The organism is Methylobacterium sp. AC690 (assembly GCF_979256535.1).
Window position 1 is genome coordinate 345675 of record NZ_CEEDOX010000002.1, and the last position, 20420, is coordinate 366094.

The 20420-nt window shown below is 70.6% G+C and carries 18 protein-coding genes; 11 read left to right on the forward strand and 7 right to left on the reverse strand.

Annotated elements, in window-relative coordinates; translation table 11 throughout:
* Positions 1 to 50 precede the first annotated feature (50 nt).
* Both AC0IY1_RS04005 and hslU read left to right on the forward strand, forming a co-directional pair.
* Entirely contained in the window at positions 51 to 1121 is a 1071-nt protein-coding gene (locus AC0IY1_RS04005; protein ID WP_471767885.1) for a hypothetical protein, read from the forward strand.
* Entirely contained in the window at positions 1121 to 2434 is a 1314-nt protein-coding gene (hslU, locus tag AC0IY1_RS04010) for an ATP-dependent protease ATPase subunit HslU (protein WP_055948363.1), read from the forward strand. Before AC0IY1_RS04005 ends, hslU begins: the two co-directional genes overlap by 1 nt.
* A gap of 53 nt (positions 2435 to 2487) precedes the next feature.
* Here hslU and AC0IY1_RS04015 read toward each other — a convergent pair whose 3' ends face one another.
* The 4 genes from AC0IY1_RS04015 to AC0IY1_RS04030 form a co-directional block, all read right to left on the reverse strand.
* Complete coding sequence (locus AC0IY1_RS04015; RefSeq protein ID WP_471767888.1) at positions 2488 to 4191, reverse strand: methyl-accepting chemotaxis protein; 1704 nt, start codon at positions 4189 to 4191, stop codon at positions 2488 to 2490.
* Positions 4192 to 4392: 201 nt separating this feature from the next.
* On the reverse strand, positions 4393 to 5469 hold the full coding sequence (locus tag AC0IY1_RS04020; protein WP_471767890.1) for an MBL fold metallo-hydrolase: 1077 nt from the start codon (positions 5467 to 5469) through the stop codon (positions 4393 to 4395).
* Between the two features lie 169 nt (positions 5470 to 5638).
* Positions 5639 to 6724 carry a Rieske 2Fe-2S domain-containing protein gene (locus AC0IY1_RS04025; protein WP_471767893.1) on the reverse strand — a complete coding sequence of 362 codons (1086 nt, stop codon included), beginning with the start codon at positions 6722 to 6724 and terminating at the stop codon, positions 5639 to 5641.
* 420 nt (positions 6725 to 7144) lie between these two features.
* Complete coding sequence (locus tag AC0IY1_RS04030) at positions 7145 to 7717, reverse strand: hypothetical protein (protein ID WP_471767896.1); 573 nt, start codon at positions 7715 to 7717, stop codon at positions 7145 to 7147.
* Between the two features lie 181 nt (positions 7718 to 7898).
* Between AC0IY1_RS04030 and pgeF the strand changes: the two genes are divergently transcribed.
* The 3 genes from pgeF (at position 7899) to AC0IY1_RS04045 (ending at position 10806) form a co-directional block, all read left to right on the forward strand.
* Entirely contained in the window at positions 7899 to 8687 is a 789-nt protein-coding gene (gene pgeF / locus AC0IY1_RS04035) for a peptidoglycan editing factor PgeF (RefSeq protein WP_471767898.1), read from the forward strand.
* A gap of 264 nt (positions 8688 to 8951) precedes the next feature.
* Complete coding sequence (locus AC0IY1_RS04040) at positions 8952 to 9827, forward strand: outer membrane protein (protein WP_471767900.1); 876 nt, start codon at positions 8952 to 8954, stop codon at positions 9825 to 9827.
* A gap of 217 nt (positions 9828 to 10044) precedes the next feature.
* Positions 10045 to 10806 (forward strand): DUF2076 domain-containing protein, encoded by a 762-nt coding sequence (locus tag AC0IY1_RS04045; protein WP_471767902.1) that lies wholly within the window; start codon positions 10045 to 10047, stop codon positions 10804 to 10806.
* 81 nt (positions 10807 to 10887) lie between these two features.
* Here the strand turns inward: AC0IY1_RS04045 and AC0IY1_RS04050 are convergent, their stop codons facing one another.
* Positions 10888 to 11742, reverse strand: coding sequence for a L,D-transpeptidase (locus AC0IY1_RS04050; RefSeq protein WP_471767903.1), 855 nt, complete (start codon positions 11740 to 11742; stop codon positions 10888 to 10890).
* A gap of 247 nt (positions 11743 to 11989) precedes the next feature.
* Here AC0IY1_RS04050 and AC0IY1_RS04055 point away from each other — a divergent pair, with 247 nt between their 5' ends.
* The 4 genes from AC0IY1_RS04055 to moaD all read left to right on the forward strand — a co-directional run bounded on the left by AC0IY1_RS04055 (position 11990) and on the right by moaD (position 15861).
* Complete coding sequence (locus AC0IY1_RS04055) at positions 11990 to 12724, forward strand: chemotaxis protein (RefSeq protein WP_055948335.1); 735 nt, start codon at positions 11990 to 11992, stop codon at positions 12722 to 12724.
* Between the two features lie 78 nt (positions 12725 to 12802).
* The gene (gene uvrC, locus AC0IY1_RS04060) at positions 12803 to 14938 is read left to right on the forward strand and encodes an excinuclease ABC subunit UvrC (RefSeq protein WP_471767906.1); all 2136 of its coding nucleotides are present in this window, start codon (positions 12803 to 12805) and stop codon (positions 14936 to 14938) included.
* Positions 14939 to 14996: 58 nt separating this feature from the next.
* Positions 14997 to 15596 carry a CDP-diacylglycerol--glycerol-3-phosphate 3-phosphatidyltransferase gene (gene pgsA / locus AC0IY1_RS04065; protein WP_055948933.1) on the forward strand — a complete coding sequence of 200 codons (600 nt, stop codon included), beginning with the start codon at positions 14997 to 14999 and terminating at the stop codon, positions 15594 to 15596.
* Positions 15597 to 15609: 13 nt separating this feature from the next.
* Entirely contained in the window at positions 15610 to 15861 is a 252-nt protein-coding gene (moaD, locus tag AC0IY1_RS04070) for a molybdopterin converting factor subunit 1 (protein WP_471767909.1), read from the forward strand.
* 76 nt (positions 15862 to 15937) lie between these two features.
* Here moaD and AC0IY1_RS04075 read toward each other — a convergent pair whose 3' ends face one another.
* Positions 15938 to 16885, reverse strand: a complete 948-nt coding sequence (locus AC0IY1_RS04075) for a metal ABC transporter substrate-binding protein (RefSeq protein WP_055948327.1) — start codon at positions 16883 to 16885, stop codon at positions 15938 to 15940.
* Between the two features lie 180 nt (positions 16886 to 17065).
* On the opposite strand from AC0IY1_RS04075, the gene AC0IY1_RS04080 reads away from it, so the two are divergent.
* Positions 17066 to 18847, forward strand: a complete 1782-nt coding sequence (locus AC0IY1_RS04080; protein WP_471767912.1) for an ABC transporter ATP-binding protein — start codon at positions 17066 to 17068, stop codon at positions 18845 to 18847.
* Positions 18848 to 18902: 55 nt separating this feature from the next.
* Positions 18903 to 19943, forward strand: coding sequence for an aldose epimerase family protein (locus tag AC0IY1_RS04085; protein ID WP_471767914.1), 1041 nt, complete (start codon positions 18903 to 18905; stop codon positions 19941 to 19943).
* A gap of 27 nt (positions 19944 to 19970) precedes the next feature.
* On the opposite strand, the gene AC0IY1_RS04090 is transcribed toward AC0IY1_RS04085, so the two are convergent.
* Positions 19971 to 20420, reverse strand: a 450-nt coding sequence (locus AC0IY1_RS04090) for a DNA translocase FtsK (protein ID WP_471767916.1), incomplete at its 5' end; no start/stop codon positions are given.

Here is a 20420-nt window from a genome sequence, read left to right on the forward strand (position 1 = left end):
CGCGGCATCGCCCTCGCCCTGCGCGGGGTGACCCACCGCGAGGTTCCGTCGTGATCACCGCCGACCACCTCCGCCGCGCCGTGGCCGAGGGCATCATCACCGAGATCCAGGCCGCATCCCTCGATCGCCTAGCGCGGGCGAACGGGGGGCCGGACACCGGCCGCGACGAACCCCGTGACGACGAGCGCCTGCGCTTCGTCTCGGGCTTCGCCGACATCTTCGTCACCCTCGGGCTGTTCCTGTTCCTCGGCGCCTGCGCGCATTTCGGCCTGTCGACCCTCGGCCCGGCGACCGGCTACGCCCTGATCGCCGCCCTCGCCTGGGGCCTCGCCGAGTTCTTCACCCGCCGGCGCCGGATGGCCCTGCCGAGCCTCGTGCTCCTCGTGGTCTTCGCCCTGGCGGTGCAGTCGGCAGCGGCCTTCGCCCTCGCCGGAGGGGGCGGCGCCGGTGCGAGCTGGCCGACCCCCCTCGACCTCACGGCCGATCCCCGCTCGGGCCCGCTGCCGCTGATCGGCGGCGCCCTGGCGACCCTCGCCCTCGTCACCCTGCACTACCGGCGCTTCTCCGTCCCGATCACGGTGGCGGCCGGGGCGGCGGCGCTCTGCGCCCTCGTCTTCGGATTGCTGCTCGCAGCGGCGCCGGACCTGACGCGCGCGGGGCGCAACGGCCTGTTCATCGCGGCCGGCCTCGGCGTCTTCGCCCTCGCGATGCGCTTCGACCTGTCGGATCCGGCCCGCGTCACCCGGCGCACCGACATCGCCTTCTGGCTGCACCTGCTGGCCGCCCCGCTCATCGTCCACCCGATCCTGGGCAACCTGACCGCCGGCGGCGGCCAGGCGGCGACCCTCGGCGTGCTGGCGATCGTCCTCGGCCTCGCGGGCATCGCCCTGGCGGTGGACCGCCGGGCCCTCCTGGTCTCCGGCCTGGTCTATGCCGGGCTCGCCCTCGGCGCCCTGGTGCGCGGGGCGGGCTTCGCCGGCAACACCGTCCCCTTGAGCCTTCTCACCCTCGGGGCCTTCATCCTGGCGCTCAGCGCCGGATGGCACCCCTTGCGCGCCCTCACCCTGCGCGCCCTCCCCCGCCCCCTGGCAGCCCGGCTGCCGCACCCGATCGGAGCGTGATGACCACCTTCTCTCCCCGCGAGATCGTCTCGGAACTCGACCGCTTCATCGTCGGGCAGGCGGATGCCAAGCGCGCCGTCGCCATCGCCCTGCGCAACCGCTGGCGCCGGCAGCAGCTCACCGGCCCCTTGCGCGAGGAGGTCGCCCCGAAGAACATCCTCATGATCGGGCCGACGGGCTGCGGGAAGACCGAGATCGCCCGCCGCCTCGCGCGCCTCGCCGGGGCCCCGTTCCTCAAGATCGAGGCCACCAAGTTCACCGAGGTCGGCTATGTCGGCCGCGACGTGGAGCAGATCGTGCGCGACCTCGTGGAGGTCGGCATCGGCCTCAAGCGCGAGGAGAAGCGGCGCTCGGTGAAGGCCAAGGCCGAGGCCGCCGCCGAGGCCCGCATCCTCGACGCCCTGGTCGGGCCGACCGCGAGCCAGGCCACCCGCGACAGTTTCCGGAAGAAGCTGCGGGCGAGCGAGCTCGACGACAAGGAGGTCGAGATCGAACTCACGGGCGCCGCCCCGGGCGGCCTGCCGATGTTCGAGATCCCCGGCATGCCCGGCGCCTCCATGGGCGCGGTCAACCTCGGCGACATGCTCGGCAAGGCGCTGGGCGGCCAGAAGGGCAAGCCGCGCCGGATGACGGTCAAGGACGCCTACGCGCCGTTGCTGGCCGAGGAATCCGACAAGCTCGTCGACGCCGAATCCCTGACGCAGGAGGCGATCCGCGAGGTCGAGGACAACGGCATCGTCTTCCTCGACGAGATCGACAAGATCTGCGCCCGCGAGGGCCGCTCTTCGGCGGACGTCTCCCGCGAGGGCGTGCAGCGCGACCTCCTGCCCCTGATCGAGGGCACCACGGTGGCGACGAAGCACGGGCCGGTGAAGACCGACCACATCCTGTTCATCGCCAGCGGCGCCTTCCACGTCTCGAAGCCCTCGGACCTGCTGCCGGAGCTGCAGGGCCGCCTGCCGATTCGGGTCGAGCTGCAGCCGCTGACCGTCGAGGATTTCCGCCAGATCCTGACCTCGACGGAGGCGAGCCTGCTGAAGCAGACCGTGGCGCTGATGCAGACCGAGGGCGTCACCCTCGCCTTCAGCGACGACGCGGTGGACGCCCTCGCCCGGGTCGCCGTCGACGTGAACAACTCGGTGGAGAACATCGGCGCCCGCCGGCTCCAGACCGTGCTGGAGCGCGTCATCGACGAGATCTCCTTCACGGCCACCGACCGGTCGGGCGAGACCGTGCCGATCGACGCTGCCTACGTGCGCGCCCGGGTCGAGAGCCTCGCAGCCAACGCGGATCTGAGCCGGTTCATTCTCTGACCGGGGCCGTACTTCCGCGAGGGGGAGTCCGTCACCCCGCGTGACCTCGCGGCTCAGGCGGCGACGGCGCTGAGGAAGCGGCCGATCTCGGCCTCGAGGCCGGCCGCCACGTCCTCGACGGAGGCGGCGCTGCCCTGGACGCTCTCCGCCATGGCGGCCGTCCGGCGGGTGGCGTCGGTGACCGTGCCGAGGTCGCGGGCGATGGCGACCGAGGTCGTGGCCGTGTTCCCGGCATTGCGCGAGATCTCGCCGGTGGCCTCGCCCTGCATCGCGACCGCGGCGGCGAGATCCTTCGTCATCGCGCTGATCGTGCCCATCCGGTCGGTCATGCGGCCGATCGCATCCACCGCCTGCCCCGTCGAGGTCTGGACCGAAGCGACCTGGCTGGCGATCTCGTCGGTGGCCTTGGCGGTCTGGCTCGCCAGCGCCTTGACCTCGGAGGCGACGACGGCGAAGCCGCGGCCCGCCTCTCCGGCCCGGGCCGCCTCGATGGTGGCGTTGAGCGCCAGCAGGTTGGTCTGGTCGGCGATGGCGCGGATCAGCCCCACCACGTCGCCGATGCGCTGGGCCGTCCCGGCGAGCTCGCCCATGCGGTGATTGGTGCTGGAGGCCTCGTCGAAGGCGGCGTCGACCGCGCCCTTGGCGGCATCGAGGCGGCCGCTGATCTCGACGATCGAGGCGGTGAGCTCCTCCGCGGCGCTGGCCACCGTCTGGACGTGCGACGAGGTCTCGCGCGAGCCGGCGGAAGCGCCCTCCACCGCGCGGGAGGCCTCGGCCGAAGCGCTCGACATCGCGGCCGAACGGCTGCGCAGGTCGCCGGTCTGGGCACCGACGGCGTTCAGGGCCTCGGAGACCTGGCTGCGGAAGCGCGCGATCTCGGCATCCAGGAGCGCCCGGCGGTCCTGGGCGACCTGGCTCATGGCGGCCCGGTCGGATTCCAGCGCGCGGGCCCGCAGGCTGGTGTCGCGCAGGGCCTCCAGGGCGCGGGCGACGGCACCGACCTCGTCGGCGGCGTCCCGGTAGGGAATGACGCCCTCGTAGTCGCCTGCGACCAGGCCGGAGGTCCGCTCCGCGATGACCCGGATCGGCCGGAACAGGCGGACGGCCACGAGGCCGACGAGGAGGCAGGCCAGGGCGGCGACGGACAGGATGGTCCAGCGCATCGCCGCCATCGTCTGGGCGTAGACCGTCTCGTAGGCCTCCAGGGGAACGCCGACATACAGGAGGCCGTTGACGCGCCCGGCCGCGTCCAGGGTCGGCTGATAGACCGTGAGGTAGGAGCGGCCGAACAGGTTCGCGGGCCCGCTATAGGCCTTGCCGACGCGGATCAGGGCCAGGGCCGGATGGTCGGCGGCCAGGGCGGTGCCCACCGCCCGCTCGCCGCGCTCGTTCTTCATCGTGGTCACGCGACGCACGAAGCGATCGCCGGCGGGATCGTAGGCGAACACCGTCGCGCTGCCGCCCACATACGCCACGGTGCGGTCCACGATTGCCTGGTCGGACAGGCCGCCGAGGTCGGGCATGCGGGCCGTGCGGACCCGATCGCCGTCGAAGGCGATCTCGGCCCCGGCAATCCGGTCGCCCGCGACGAGGCTCAGCGCGCGCAGGTGGCGCTCACCGTCGGCGCGCTGCTTGGCCTCGAGCTGTGACCCGATCTCGTAGCCGGTCACCAGTAACAACGCAGCGGACACCAGCAAAATTGCGCCAGCAGCCAGCAGAATGACCTTCGCGGTGAGCGTCTTGAGGTGAATCATCATGCAACCTATCGGCGATCGTATTTAAAGTACGACCAGGACTTGGCTGAGAGACGCTATCAACCTCTTAACGCACGAATCACTCGGCGCGATTTGAAACCGGATGATCGAACCTCGATGGCGAACATCTGCGTTCGACTTTGATCCTTTATCGAGACTTCTGTCCTGATCTGCGCGGCGCCGTGGCCGGCGATCCGGAAAGCCTCACGCTTCCCAGACCTGGCCCGGCCGCATCGCCACGAACCGCTCGGGCGCGAGACCGTGCGCGGCGCGCGCCTCCGCCAGGGCGTCCACCGGCTGCTCGATGCCTTCGTCCGTGAGCTGGAAGGTCCCCCAATGGTGGCCGAGCATCTGGTCGGCCCCGAGCAGCAGCCCGGCTTCCACGGCCTCGGCCGGGTTCATGTGCTGGTCCTTCATGAACCAGCGCGGCTCGTAGGCGCCGATCGGCAGGGTGGCGAGGCGCGGCGGCCCGAAGCGGGCGCGGGCATCCCGGAAGGTCGCGCCGTCGCGGAGCCCGGTATCGCCCGAATGGTAGTGCACCCCCACCGGCGTGGTCAGGACGAAGGAGCACCACAGGGCCATGCGCCGGTCGTTCAGACCCCGGGCCGACCAGTGGTGGGCGGGCGTGACGTGGACGGTGAGGCCACCGCCGAGATCCACGGATTCGCCCCAGTCGCGGGTCTCCACGTGCATGGTGTCGTCGTAGGCGCGCAGCACGGCCTCGTTGCCGAGGGGCGCCAGGATCAGCGGCTGGTGCGCCTGCCAGATCCGCGCGACCGTCGCCCCGTCGAGGTGGTCGTAGTGGTTGTGGGTGATCAGCACCGCGTCGATCGGGGGCAGGTCGGCGAAGGCGATCCCCGGGGGGTTCACCCGCTTGGGGCCGGCGAACTTCACCGGGCTCGCCCGGCGGGCATAGACGGGATCGACCAGGATGTTGCGGCCGGCGACCTGGAACAGGTAGCTCGCATGCCCGATCAGCGTGACGCGCAGGCCCGAGACCCGCTCGGGCGGCACGTCGGGCGCGTAGGGACTCGGGTGGAAGGCCGGCCAGGCCTGGCGGAGAGGACTGTCGACCCCGCGCCGGGAGCGCCAGCGGGCGATGTCGCCGAGGGTCTTGTCCGCCGGCTGGTCCGGGCTGTGGAAGCGGACGCCGTCGAAATGGTCGCTGCGCGGCCCGCGATAGTAGGGATTGCGCCCGCGCTTGTGGGCGGCATAGCCGACCCCGCCGAGCGTCATCACCGTGGCGGCGCTCAACGCCTTGATCAAACTATGCCGTTTCATGGATCCGAGATGGCGGCTGCGGCGCGCCGATCAAGCGCCGCGGCCCCGCATCGCGTCCGCAAGACGCATCGTATCCGCAAGACGCATCGCACTCGGAAGACGCATCACGCCTGGAAGTCGCATCACGCCTGGAAGACGCCTCGCCGGTCGATGCGCGGACCCGGGCCGGTCAGGAGCGCCAGCGCAGCTCCTGCGTGGCCAGGGGGTTGGCGAAGGGCCGTCCCTCCCGGGCCGCCTGCAGGGCCTCGCGCTTGAGGCGGAAATACCATTGGGACGGCAGGTCGCCCTGGCCGAACAGCACCATGGTGGGCTTGCGGTCGAGGCCGGCCTGGGCGTGCTGGAGCACCTGCTGGTCCTGGGTCAGGAACTGGCGCATCAGCGGCCGCGCCACCGGCTTGAGGAGATTCAGCGCCGGCATGTTCCAGTACAGGGCGTTCGTCAGCATGGTCCGGTTCTGGGTCAGGGGCGTCGCGAAGGTGTAGTTCGCCACCCGCTTCGTCCCGGCCTCGATCCGCTCCAAGCGGACGCCCGGCAGGCGGAACTCGATCTCCACCGCGGGCACGCCGCCGAGCAGCCGGTAGACCGGCGAGCTCGTCGTCGTGGCGTGGCTCGTCATGGTGAAGCCGTGCGGGGTCGGCGTGAAGGTCTTCACCTTCTCGCGCAGCTCCTTCGAGGGCCGGAACCACCAGGAATCGTGCACGAAGGCGACGTGTCCGGGATCCACGAGGCTGAGCGTCGTCAGGTCGAAGGAGGCCTCGACCACGAGTTCCACCACCAGGGACCCGGCCGCCGTGAAGCCGAGCTCCGGCAGCGCCGCCGGGGGCGAGCCGGTCTCCGGCCCGAGATACGGATTGACCCAGGCGAAGCCGGCGCTCTCGCGGATGGGAAAGCGCTGCACCGCGATCCGCGTGAAATCGGCCGTGTCCGAGGCCGACAGGGTCGGCACGTCGCGGCATCGGCCGTCGGTGCCGAAGCGCCAGCCGTGGAACGGGCAGGTCAACGCGTCGCCGTCGAAACGGCCCTTCGACAGGGCCATGCCCCGGTGGGGACAGCGGTCGCGCAGGGCAAAGGGAGCGCCGGAGGCCTCGCGACCCAGGACGATCTGCTCACCGTTGAGCTCGACGGCGCGCAGGGCCCCCGCCTTCAGGGACTCGGACCGGCCGACGCAGTACCAGGCGTCGGGCAGCGGCTGGCGCATGGCGTCCGGGTCGAGCGCCGCCTCGTCGGGCGCCGGCATCCGCAGGGCTGTGGACATGGAGGGAAGCGGGTCCGTGGCCGGTGGGCGCGGACGCGAGGTCGGTGCCGCGCCGCGCGAGGGGAAGGCCGGAACCTTTAGACCTCCGGCGGGGCCGAGGCCAGCCGCCCCCCCGCGGCACCGTGGACCCGCCCAGAGGGGAGCGGCGGATGGGCGCGGGCACAGGCCTTTTCAAACCGGAAGGGGCTGACTAACTTCGGCTCACCCGCAACGAACGAAAGGAGGTGATCCAGTGTCTCATTGTCATCAGCCGCTCACCCCGGCCTCCCGGACCTGGACCTTCGCCTCCGGCGCAGCCTTCTAGCGCTCGACGCGAATACGACAGTTCCGGCCGGACACGAGTGGTTCGGCAATGGAAGGGCCGCCCCTCACGGGGCGGCCCTTCGATATTTCAGGGTGGTGGTGTCGGGAGCGCGGGCCTCAGAGGCCGCTGCGCTTCTGGAAGATGGGCTGCGCCAGAGCCTCGGCCCGGGCGGCCCAGAGATCGCGCTCGCCGCGCATCTCGGAGAGCTGCGCCGCATCGGCCGCGCCCTTGGCCCGGAGGTCGCGGAGCTCGCTCTCCAGTTCGCCCTGCGTCGCGCTGAGCCGGTCGCGCTCGCGGCGCGCCTCCTCGAATTCCTGCATCTCGGCCTCGACATGGGCGCGCAGGTTGCGCAGTTCACGGGCGATGACGCCCTGGAGCGCGTCGTAGCGGTCGTTCTCGACCTTCAGCTTGGCCTTCAGCATGATGTTCTCGGCCATCAGGTCCGAGAGGTCGCCCTCCACGGCATCCGCCGGAGCGGCGGCCGGCGTCACGACCCGCGGGGTCCAGGCCTTGTTCTGCTCGGCAACCCGGGGCTCCTCCGCCAGCGGGGCCGGAACGACCGCCGGCTGCGCCTCGGCGCCCGCCGGTTGGGTCGCGGCCTTCATGGCTGCCAGCCAATCGCGCAGCGGACCGGGCTGAGGCCGGGTCGCCGTTTCGTACGGGGCGGGGTGACGGGCTGCTTCCGACATCGGCTGATCCTCGACTCTTGAAGCGCATCCGATCAAAACATGCTTAACGAACCGTAAAGAGCCGCGACGTCAGGGTGTCGTCAGGGTCACTTACACCCGCGCGCAGGCCTCACGGTCGCGAGAGCCGCGCCCGCCCAGTCCTCCCCCAGCAACGCAATCCTCCGCAAGGGTCGAAGTGCCTATGACGCGCGAATATCCCGAAGCCCTCGAGGCCCCGCATCTCGCCGGCCTCCCGGGCATTCGGCACGCCTTCTTCACCCGGCGCGGCGGCGTCTCGGAGGGACTCTACGCCGCGCTCAATGGCGGCCTCGGCTCGCGCGATGCGCCCGACCACGTGGGCGAGAACCGCCGCCGCATGAGCCGCCACCTCGATGTCGCGGAGGACGCCCTCGTCAGCCTGTATCAGGTTCACTCGCCCGACGTGGTGGTGGTCGAGGGTCCGATCGCCCTCGCCGATCGCCCCAGGGCCGACGGGATGGTGACGCGGGTGCCCGGCCTCGCCCTCGGCATCGCCACGGCCGATTGCGGCCCGATCCTGTTCGCCGACCCAGAGAACCGCGTGGTGGGCGCCGCGCATGCGGGCTGGAAGGGCGCCCTCGGCGGCGTGATCGAGCGCACCATCGCGGCGATGGAAGGGCTCGGCGCAGCGCGAAGTCGCATCGTCGCCGTGCTGGGCCCGACGATCGCGCAGGCCTCCTACGAGGTCGGACCCGACTTCATCGCCCAGTTCCGGGCGGACGCCCCCGCCTTCGAACGGTTCCTCGGTCCCGGCGCGCGTGCGGACCATGCCCAGTTCGACCTCCCGGGGTTCATCCTGGCGCGCCTCGCACAGGCCGGGATCGCCCAGGCGGACGATCTCGGGTGCTGCACCTACGCGGATCCCGACCGGTTCTACAGCTTCCGCCGGACGACCCATCTCGGGGAGGCGGACTATGGCCGCCTGATCTCCGCGATCGCCCTCTCGGCGTAAGCCGTCCAGACCCTGCGACACTTTGTCAAAGGCCGATGACGGAAAAAGCGTGGCCGTGCGCGAACCTTGGCCATTGGTGCGCGTTCGGTGTTCACGGAGTGGGTGAGAATAAGACGAGTATCGCCACAAAGGGGCCGCGTTCGCTGCGGCTGGCGTGATCGTAACGCAACAGCTTCTCGCACGCTGCTGGCTTAAAGACGGGGAACTGCAGCGGACGCCACCCGTAAAAGTGGCGCCGGTGCGTAACGGTTAGAGGACCAGATCATGAAATCCTTCCTTCGCAGCGCCACCGCGCTCGCCGGCATCGCGATCGCCGGCTCCGCCTTCGCCGCCGACCTTCCGCGTCGTCAGGCTCCCCCGCCGGTGTTCGTGCCGGTGCCGGTGTTCACCTGGACCGGCTTCTACGCCGGTTTCAACGCCGGTTACGGCTTCGACGCTTCCAGCAACAGCCAGCCGACCGTCATCGGCGTCAACGGCGCCAGCACTCTGGTCCTGCCGGGCACCACGGCCGCCATCGCCTTCAGCAACGGCCAGAGCAACGACGGCTTCGTCGGCGGTGGCCAGGTCGGCTACAACTACCAGTTCACCCCGGGCTCGGGCGTGGTCGTCGGTATCGAAGCCGACGCCCAGTACGTCGACTTCGGTCGTGAGCGGAACCGCTTCTCGGCCACCGGCCCGCTGGCCGCCCAGCAGGTCTTCAACCCGGCCGGCGTCTCGGGCCTCGACTACTTCGGCACCGTCCGCGGTCGCCTCGGCTACGCCTTCGACCGCACCCTCGTGTACGGCACCGGCGGCTTCGCCTACGGTTCGGGCGGCGGTCGCGACTTCGGTCTGACCAACTCCAGCCGCGACGACTTCCAGACCGGCTGGGCTGCCGGCGGCGGTATCGAGTACGCGCTCCCCACCGACTCGTTCCTGAACTTCTTCCGCTCCTCGGCCGTGACGCTGAAGGTCGAAGGCCTGTACGTGAACCTCGACCGCGGCAACCGCAACAACGGCGTCTTCGCCGTCAACAACGCCGGCCAGGAAGTCAGCCTGACCAGCCCGGGCGTGGTGCTCGCCAGCGGCGGCCGCCAGGTGCGCGACACCGAGTTCGCCGTCGTCCGCGCCGGCCTGAACTACAAGTTCGGCTCCTACTAGGATCCGACCCGATCGCGCCCTTCGCGGGGCGCGCATCTTCAGGAAAGCCCGGCCGCAAGGCCGGGCTTTTCCGCGTTCTGGGCAGATTCGAAATCGGCCCATGCATCCGGGACGGCAAAGTTTGCGTTGAACCCCTGACAAAGGCCGGCGGCACCCCCCATCTGTGACCCGCCCGTGCGGGTGGTCACCCGCCGGCTTGCCCCAGGAGGACAACTCCATGAACAGCGAAGAACGCGACGTCATCGGCGGCATTTTCCAGCGCCTGGAGCAGGCTTCGAGCCAGCCCCGTGACGCGGAAGCCGAGCGCTTCATTGCCGACAAGATCCGGGCACAGCCCTACGCGCCCTACGCCATGGCGCAGCTGATCTACGTGCAGGAAGAGGCGATCAAGAGCCTGAACGAGCAGCTGGAGCAGCTGCGCCGTGCGGGTCAGCAGCAGCCGCAGGGCGGCGGCGGCGGCTTCCTGTCCAGCATCTTCGGCGGCGGTTCGTCCGCCCGCCAGCCCGAGCCACCGCGTCAGGGCGGCGCCTGGGGCAATCAGGGCGGCCAGCCGGGCTACGGCCAGCCGCAGCAGCCGGGCTATGGCCAGCCGCAGCCGGGCTACGGACAGCAGCCGGGCTATGGCGGCCCGCAGCAGGGCGGCCCGTGGGGTGGCCAGCAGGCGGCACCGGCCCGCGGCGGCGGCTTCATGGCGACGGCACTGCCCATGGCGGCGGGTGCCGCCGGCGGCATGCTGCTCGGCAGCGCCCTCTCCAACGCCTTCGCGGGGGGCCATTCCCAGCTCGGCAGCGCAGCAGCGGCCGGTCTCGGCGGCGCCCCGAACATCACCGAGAACAACTTCTTCGGCGGCAGCGGCAACGAGGATCTCGGCTCGGCCCTCGGCGGCGGCAACGACCTCCAGGACGCGTCCTTCACGGATGATTCCGGCGGCGACTTCGGGGGCGACCTCGGCGGCGGCGGGGACGACGACTGGGTCTGATCCCACGAAGACGAAGCGCCGGCGCCTCGATGGGACGCCGGCGCTTCTCGTTTCAGGGACCGGGTCGTGAGGCCTGAGCCGTCACAGGACCTCGACCCGCGTGCCGACGGGCGTGCGTTCGTAGAGATCGATGACATCCTCGTTCATCATCCGGATGCATCCGGACGAGACGTTCTGCCCGATCGTGTGCGGCTCGTTGGTGCCGTGGATGCGGTAGAGCGATGAGCCGAGATAGAGCGCCCGCGCGCCGAGCGGGTTGCCGGGACCGCCGGCCATGTGGCGCGGCAGGTCCGGACGGCGCCGGATCATTTCGTCGGGCGGCGTCCAATCCGGCCATTCCCGCTTCTGGCTGATCGTCTTCAGGCCCGACCAGGCGAAGCCCGGCCGGCCGACGCCTATGCCGTAGCGGATCGCCTGGTGCCCGGGCTGGACCAGATAGAGGAATTTGCCGGGCGTATCGACGACGATCGTCCCCGCGCGCTGCGGTCCATCGAAGGCGACGACCTGGCGGGCGTAGCGGGGATCGGGCGCGCGGGCGATGGTCTCGACCGCCGGCTCCACGGCCTGGGCCGACGGCAGGGCGGCGAGGCGGATCGGCGTCCGGACGGGCGCCGCGGCGATCGGCGGCGCGAACGAGGGTTCGAAGCGCTCCTCGGGAACCCGGTCACCGGAGTGGAGCATGCGCGGCGTCGGGGCGATACCGTAGGCGCGGGACGCGGGGTCGAGGGCCTGCGCATCGGCGAGGCGGTTGCCCGAGACGTAGCGAACCGGGGCCGGCGCGGCCGGGCGCGCTTCCGGCCCGCTTCCCAGCATGTACTCGATGAAGCCCCCGCCATAGGCGCCGGGCCGGGCCGATCCCTGCGACTGCGCCTGTGCCCCCTGCCCCGCCAGTCCCACCGTCAGGCAGGCCACGGCCACGCACCAATCGAACCGCATGCTCGTCAACGCTCCAAGCCTCGGTCGAACCCGTCCGCGGGTCCGACATGCCCGGAGGATCGGGGCCCCGAACGAGGACCCGGTGAAGGAACATGGTGAATCGTTCAGCCCGGTGCGGCTTCGAACAGTTCCTCGGATTCAGCGTGAACGCCCGGTAAAGGTTGCTGGCCCGTTGCGACGTTCAAGAAATCGCAATGAGTTGGCGGCATCGTCAGCGGGCTTCACTCTTTCCGGCTGATCGCGACCGATGACTCTCAAACGTTACCGCATCGAGGAAAGCCTCGGGCTCGCAGGTCCCGCGGTGGCCACCGAAGCCGCCGTCTCGTCGGAGGCGGTAACCCTGAACAACAAGCGCCTCGAGGAGATCCTCTCGGCGATCCAGGATCTTCGGAAGGTCACGCAGACGAGCACCGTCGAGACGATCGACGCCTGCCGGCGCGAGCTCAACGAAGCCTTCGCCATGCGGTCCGAACTCGACATCATGAAGGATGCGATCACCCGCACCAAGCAGGAGATCGCGACGCTCTACCGCTCGGAGAATACCGGCAAGGGCATGCGCCGCGTGGCGGGCGAGCTCGACGCCGTCGTCGACTCCACCGAGCGCGCCACCAGCACGATCCTGGGCGCGATCGAGGAAATCGAGACCAACGCCAGCATGCTGCGCGCCATGACCACCACCATGGCGGGACGCGAGAACATCGACGCGATCCTGGACCGCGTCGTGGTCGCCTTCGAGGCCTGCAACTTCCAGGACCTCACCGGCCAGCGCATCAACAAAATCGTCGGCGTGCTGAAGTTCATCGAGGAGCATCTCGACCGGATGATCGAGGCCTGGGGCGGCCTCGACAGCTTCAGCGAGCTGCTGGGCGCCCATCCCGCCAAGATCGACATCGACGACGAGAGCTCGCTCCTCAACGGGCCGAAGCTCGAGGACGATATCGGCCACGTCGACCAGGGCGACATCGACGCGCTCTTCGACTGAGGCGACGGGGCCTCGTCGCCCCGCGCGCCGCCTGGATCGCCCCTTCCCTCGCCTCCCCCCGAGGCTTAAGTCAGCGGCATGAGCCGCGCGCCCGCGAAAGACCACGCCTCGAAAGATCTGCCGCCTGACGGCTTCGACGACCAGGACGGCCTGCAGGACGGCTTCTTGCAGGATGGGTTCTCGCAGGACGGGTTCCCGCAGGACGGCGGCCGGGAGGACGACGCCGAGGAGGCGCTCGACCTCGCCCAGGCCGACGACGCCCCCGAGATCGACTTCGATTTCGAGGAGGGCGCGGTCAAGGCCGGCACCGAGGTGATCCGGCGGTTCTGGACGACCCTGCCGACCTCGCCCGGCGTCTACCGGATGTTCGACGACAAGGGCGACGTGCTCTACGTCGGCAAGGCCAAGAACCTGAAGGCGCGGGTCGGCTCCTACGCGCGGGGCCAGGCCCATTCCAACCGCATCGCCCGCATGATCTCGCAGACGGCGGCGATGGAGTTCGTCACCACCGCCACCGAGACCGAGGCGCTGCTCCTCGAGGCCAACCTGATCAAGCAGCTGAAGCCGCGCTTCAACGTGCTGATGCGGGACGACAAGTCGTTTCCCTACATCCTCGTCACGGCGGATTCGGAAGCGCCGCAGATCATCAAGCACCGCGGCGCCCGGCGCCGGAAGGGCAGCTATTACGGCCCCTTCGCCAGCGTCTGGGCGGTGAACCGCACGGTGAACGCCCTCCAGCGGGCCTTCCTCCTGCGCACCTGCACGGACAGCTACTACGAGAACCGCACCCGGCCCTGCCTGCTCTACCAGATCAAGCGCTGCTCCGGCCCCTGCACGGGCGAGATCGACCTCGCCGATTATCGCGCGCTCGCCGACAACGCGAAGAGCTTCCTCGCGGGCAAGTCGAACGCCGTGAAGGACCGCATGCGCGAGGAGATGCAGGACGCCTCCGAGAAGATGGAGTTCGAGCGCGCGGCCCGGTTCCGCGACCGCATCGCCGCCCTGTCGGCGATCCAGGGGACGCAGGGCGTGAACACCCAGGGCGTCGAGGAAGCCGACGTCTTCGCCCTCGACGAGCAGGCGGGCCAGTTCTGCATCGAGGTGTTCTTCTTCCGCAACTTCCAGAACTGGGGCAACCGCGCCTACTTTCCCAAGGCCGACCGCACCATGACGCCGGACGAGGTCCTGGCCTCGTTCATCGGGCAGTTCTACGACGACAAGCCGGCGCCGCGCAGCGTCCTGGTCTCGCACGCCATCGAGGATGCGGAACTCCTGGCCGCCGCCCTGTCGAGCCGCACGGAGTACCGGGTCGAGATCCACCAGCCCCAGCGCGGCGAGCGCAAGAACCTCGTCGAGTACGCCCAGCGCAACGCCAAGGAGGCGCTGGGCCGGCGCCTCGCCGATACCGCCTCGCAGGGGAAGCTCCTGGTCGCCCTCGGCCAGTCCTTCGGGCTCTCCGGCACGCCCCGGCGAATCGAGGTCTACGACAACTCGCACATCATGGGCACGAACGCCGTCGGCGGCATGATCGTCGCCGGGCCGACGGGCTTCGCCAAGCAGCATTACCGCACCTTCAACATCAAGTCGGAGGAGCTGACCCCGGGCGACGATTACGGGATGATGCGCGAGGTGCTGCAGCGCCGCTTCAAGCGCCTCGTCAAGGAGAATCCGCGCACCGCCCGGGAGGCCGCGATCGCGGCGAGCGAGGGCGGGGCCGAGGCGCCGGTGCCCGAGGCGCCGCCGGAGAGCGACACCCTGCCGGCTTGGCCCGACCTCGTGCTGATCGACGGCGGCAAGGGGCAGCTGGACGCTGCCCGGACCGCCCTGGAGGAGATCGGCGTCACCGACGTCGCCCTGGTGGGCATCGCCAAGGGCCGCGACCGCGACGCCGGGCGCGAGACGTTCTTCGTGCCCGGGCGCCCCCCCTTCAAGCTGCCGCCGCGCGATCCGACCCTGTACTTCGTGCAGCGCCTGCGCGACGAGGCGCACCGCTTCGCCATCGGCAGCCACCGGGCCAAGCGCAAGCGCGAGATGGTGCGGAACCCCCTCGACGAGATCGCGGGAATTGGCCCCAGCCGCAAGCGCGCGCTACTGCACCACTTCGGCACCGTGAAGGCGATCCAGCGCGCGGCGTTCGAGGATCTGGCGAAGACCCCGGGGGTCAACGCCGCCACGGCGCGCGCCGTCTACGACTTCTTTCACACCCATGCGTGACGAGATCGGCGGGTCCGAGCGGTTGACCCCCACCGCCGCACATGGTTTCACGCCTGCGATGAATCCCGTCCTCACCCGCCGCCGGTCGCCAGCCTGGACGCTCGCGAACTGCCTGACCTACGGGCGGCTCGTGGCGGTGCCGGTCGTGGTCGCGCTGCTGTACTGGCCCACCGAGCCCAGCGCGCGCTTCGGCGCCCTGGCGGTCTACATCCTGGCGGCGATCACCGACTACCTCGACGGCTACGTGGCGCGGACCTACGACCAGAGCTCGGCCCTCGGGCGGATGCTCGATCCCATCGCCGACAAGCTGCTGGTGGCCGCCTGCCTGCTCATGCTGGCCGCGGACAACACCATCGTGGGCTGGACCCTCTGGGCGGCCATCGTGATCCTGTGCCGGGAGATCCTGGTCTCGGGCCTGCGCGAGTATCTCGCCGAGCTGAAGGTCGGCGTTCCGGTGAGCAAGGTCGCCAAGTGGAAGACCACCGTGCAGCTGATCGCGATCGGCTTCCTGGTCGCCGGTCCGGCCGGGGAAACGATCCTGCCGGGCACGATCCAGACCGGAACCGTCCTCCTTTGGATCGCCGCCGCGCTGACGCTCTATACCGGCTGGGACTACCTGCGCGCCGGCATCAAGCACGTCATCGACGACCCGCGCTGAGGGACACCACGCGATGAAGCTCGTCTATTTCGCCTGGGTGCGCGAGCGCGTTGGCAAGGCCGAGGAGACCGTCGACCTCCCCGCCGGGATCGTCACGGTCGCGGATCTCGTCGACTGGCTGCGCGGCCGGGGCGAGGAATACGCCTACGCCTTCGAGACCACCGGCATCGTCCGCGCGGCGATCGACCGGGTCCATGCCAAGCCGGACGCACCGATCGCCGGCGCCTCGGAGATCGCGTTCTTCCCGCCGATGACCGGGGGCTGATCCGGCCCTCGGTCGATCGGACGGAGACCCGTATCCGCCGAGCCCGCGCGACGCTTGAGCGAAACCGGGCCTGGGTTCAGCGCTGGCCCAGGGCCGCGGTGAAGGCCGCGAGGTTGTGGCGCATCATCGCCACGTAGGTCGGCGCCGGCCCGTCCGGCCCCGACAGGGCGTCGGAGAAGACCTTGCCGCCGATCACGGCGCCGCTCTCGCGGGCGATCTGCTGCATCAGGCGCGGATCGCTGATGTTCTCCAGGAAGACGGCCGGGATCTTCTCCTGGCGAATCTGGCGGATGATCCGGGCGACGTCGCGCGGGCTCGCCTCGCTGTCGGTGGACACGCCCTGGGGGGCGATGAAGGTGAGGCCGTAGGCGGCGGTGAAGTACCCGAACGCGTCGTGCGTGGTGATGATCCGGCGCTGGGCCTTCGGGATCGCGGCGATCCCCGTCCGGACCTCGCCCTCAAGGGCGTCGAGGGAGGCGACATAGGCCTTCGCGTTGTCGGCATAGGCCGCGGCATGGTCCGGGTCGATCCGCACCAGGGCATCCCGGATGTTGCCGACGTAGATCCGCGCGTTGGCGATGCTCTGCCAGGCATGGGGATCGTCGTGGTGGCCGTGCGCGTGACCAGGCCCGTCATGCCCGTGGCCGTCATCCTCGGCCTCGATCGGCTTGACCCCGGCGGAGGCGACGATCACCGGCGCCTTGGTGCCGGAGGCCTTGATCAGCCGGTCGATCCATCCCTCGAGCCCCAGGCCGTTGACCACGACGAGCCTGGCATCCGCCAGGGTCCGGGCGTCGCTCGGCGCCGGTGCATAGCCGTGGGCATCCGCGTTGGGCTGCACCAGGGAGGTCACGGCGACATGGTCCCCGCCGACCTGGGCCACCAGGTCGGCCAGGATCGAGAAGGTCGCGACGGCGCGCAGCTTCGTCTCCGCCGCCGAGACCGGACCGACCAGGCCGAGCAGGAGCACGAGGGCGGCAGGCAGGCCGAAACGCGGGCGCGGGAACGGGAGCCGGAGCGGCATCGGAGACGATCCTTTCGGTAAGCTCCCCCACTCTACTGTAACATTATCACATTTCCTAGCCGGGCCGTGGAGCGTTCCCCCGTGGCTTTCGCTTGATCTCGCCGGCGGGCGGACGCAAACACCCCCGCAGTCGCGGCCCCTGCGCCGACGGGCGGGCATGACACGGAAAGAGCGGACCAGATGGCGCGACGGGCGCTTCCCAAGAGCGACATCCTTCCCCTCCTCGGCCGGGTCTGGCGGGAATGGCTGCGTCCGCACCGGGCGACCCTCGCGCTGGTTCTGGTGCTCATCGCCATCGTGGGAGCGGCGACGGGCCTGTACCCGACCCTGATCAAGCTCGCCTTCGACGCCTTCGACCGCAAGGATATGGGCGCCCTCGCCTACGGCCCGGTGATCGTCATCGCGATCACGTCGATCCGCGGCTTCGCGCTGTTCGGCCAGAACGTCCTGACCAACCGGGTCGTCACCCGGGTCGAGGCCGACATGCAGGCCGCCCTCTACGGACACCTCATCGACTCCGATCTCGCCCAGCTCGGGCGCGAGAGCCCGGCGGCCTTCACCCAGCGCTTCACCACGGATTTCGCCTTCATCAAGGAGGCCCTGACCCGCATCTCGACGGTGCTCCTGCGCGACATCGCCATGCTGATCGCCCTGGTGGCGGCCCTGGTCTGGATGGATCCGATCCTCACCCTGGTGGCGGGCGTGGTGGTGCCGTTCGTCGCCGGCCCGATCGGTCGGGTCGGCAAGAAGCTGCGCCGGGTCTCGACCGCGACGCAGGAGCGGATGGGCCTCACCGCCAGCCTGATCACCGAGAGCCTGCAGGGAGCCCGCATCGCCAAGACCTACGCCTTGGAGGGCTACCTCAAGGGCCGGGCGCGGGGGGCCTTCGACGAGGTGCGCCGCCTCAAGATAAAGGCCGCCAACGCCCGCGGGCGCCTCGATCCGCTCCTCGAGATCGGCGGCGGCTTCGCGGTGGCTGCAGTGCTGGCCCTGGTCGGCCAGCGCGTGACCTCGGGCGACCGCACGGTGGGCGACTTCACCGGCTACGTCACCGCGCTGCTCCTGGCCTCGCAGCCGATCCGCACCCTGGGCACCCTCAACGCGATCCTTCAGGAAGCCGGCGCCGCCCTGCAGCGCTACTTCGCCCTCATGGACGAGGCGCCGCAGATCCGCGACGTGCCGGGCGCGCCCCCGCTGCAGGTGGCGGGGGGCGAGATCCGCTTCACCGGCGTGCAGTTCCGCTACCGCGCCGACGCGCCGGCCCTGGAGGGCATCGACCTCACCGTACCGGCCGGGGCGACGGTGGCCCTGGTCGGGCGTTCGGGTTCGGGCAAGTCCTCCCTCCTCAACCTCGTGCCGCGCCTCTACGACGTGACCGAGGGCGCGGTGCGCATCGACGGGCAGGACATCCGCAGCGTCTCCCTCGCCTCCCTGCGCGCGGCGGTGGCCGTGGTCTCGCAGGACGTGGTCCTGTTCGACGACACCATCGCGGCCAATATCGGCTTCGGCCGGCCGGGAGCGACCCGTGCCGAGATCGAGGCGGCGGCCGAGGCGGCGGCGGCCCACGGCTTCATCAGTCGCCTGCCGGAGGGCTACGACTTCCCGGTTGGGCCCTCGGGCGGCCGCCTCTCGGGGGGCGAGCGCCAGCGCATCTCCCTGGCCCGTGCCTTCCTCAAGGACGCCCCGATCCTCCTCCTCGACGAGGCGACGAGCGCCCTCGATTCCGAGTCGGAGCGCCTGGTCCAGGACGCGCTCCTGCGCCTGATGCGGGGCCGCACCACCCTGGTCATCGCGCACCGCCTCTCCACCGTGCGCGATGCCGACTGCATCGTCGTGATGGAGGCCGGGCGAATCATCGAGACCGGACGCCACGAGGCGCTGGTGACGGCGGGCGACGCCTATGCCCGTCTGCACCGGATGCAGCTCTCCGGCGACGCCGAGGACGCCGTCGTACCGGCCTGACGGGACCGATCCGCCGGCCGCGCGTTGAGCCGGCCGAAGCGGGACTCGGACGTCGATGCGCACAGAGCCTTTCGGAATCACGGCGGACGGCGCAGCCGTGACGCGCCATACCCTTACGCGGGGCGACCTGCGGGTGCAGGTGCTCGATTACGGTGGGATCGTCAGCCGGATCGACGTTCCGGACCGCAGGGGCCGCGTGGCCAACGTCGTCCTCGGGGCCGCCGACCTCGCAGGCTACGTCGCGAGCGACGCGCATTTCGGGGCCCTGATCGGGCGCTACGCCAACCGGATCGCGGGGGGCCGCTTCAGCCTCGACGGAGCGGTCCATCAGCTGCCCCGCAACCAGGGCCGCAACACCATGCATGGCGGGCCGGAGGGCTTCGACCGGCGGGTCTGGCGGGTCGAGGCCGCCGACGCGGCCAGCCTCACCCTGGCCTACCGGTCCGCCGACAGCGAACAGGGCTTCCCGGGCAACCTCGACGTCACCGTGACCTACCGCCTGGGGGACGACGGCACCCTGGCCATCGCGTATGCGGCGGTCACCGACCGGCCGACGATCGTCAACCTGACCAACCACAGCTATTTCAACCTCGCCGGAGAGGACGCGGGCAGCGCCCTCGGGCACATGGTCACCCTCGCGGCGGATGCGGTGCTGGAGACGGATGCCGAGCAGATCCCCACGGGCAGGATCCTGCCCGTGGCCGGGACGCCCTTCGACTTCCGGACGCCGACGGCGCTCGGGGCGCGCATCCGGACGGCGCACCCGCAGCTCGCCCTCGCTCACGGCTACGACCACACCTACGTGCTCGGCGGCGACGGGACCCTGCGCGTGGTGGCGCAGGCGGTCGATCCGGCGAGCGGGCGCAGCCTCACCGTGGCGACGACGCAGCCGGGGCTGCAACTCTACACCGCGAACATGCTCGATGGCACGGTGACGGGCTCGGGCGGCGGGCTCTACCGCGCCGGCGATGCCGTCTGCTTCGAGGCCCAGGGCTTCCCGGACGCGCCGAACCACCCGGCCTTTCCCAGCACCGTCCTGCGTCCGGACGCGCCGTTCCGGGCGACCACGACCTATCGGTTCGGCACCGTTCCGTAGGGCGGCCGTCCGGCGCCGCGGCGCAGCTCAGCCGTGATGCGCGTCCGGCTCGACCAGGATCTCGCGCTTCCCCGCATGGTTGGCCGGGCCGACGATGCCCTCGATCTCCATCTTCTCCATCAGGGAGGCGGCGCGGTTGTAGCCGATCTGCAGGCGGCGCTGGATGTAGGAGGTCGAGGCCTTCTTGTCCCGCAGCACCACCTGGACCGCCTGGTCGTAGAGGTCGCCGCCGGACTCGCCGAAGCTGCCCTGGTCGAAGACCGCGCCGTCCAGCTCGATCTCGTCGGCGCCGCCCTTTCCGCCCGCCGCACCGTCCTCCTCCGCCGTGACGGCCTCGAGGTAGGACGGCCGGCCCTGGCGCTTGAGGTGGGCGACCACGCTCTCGACCTCAGAGTCGGAACAGAACGGCCCGTGCACGCGCGTCGTGCGCCCGCCGCCGGCCATGAACAGCATGTCGCCCTGGCCCAGCAGCTGCTC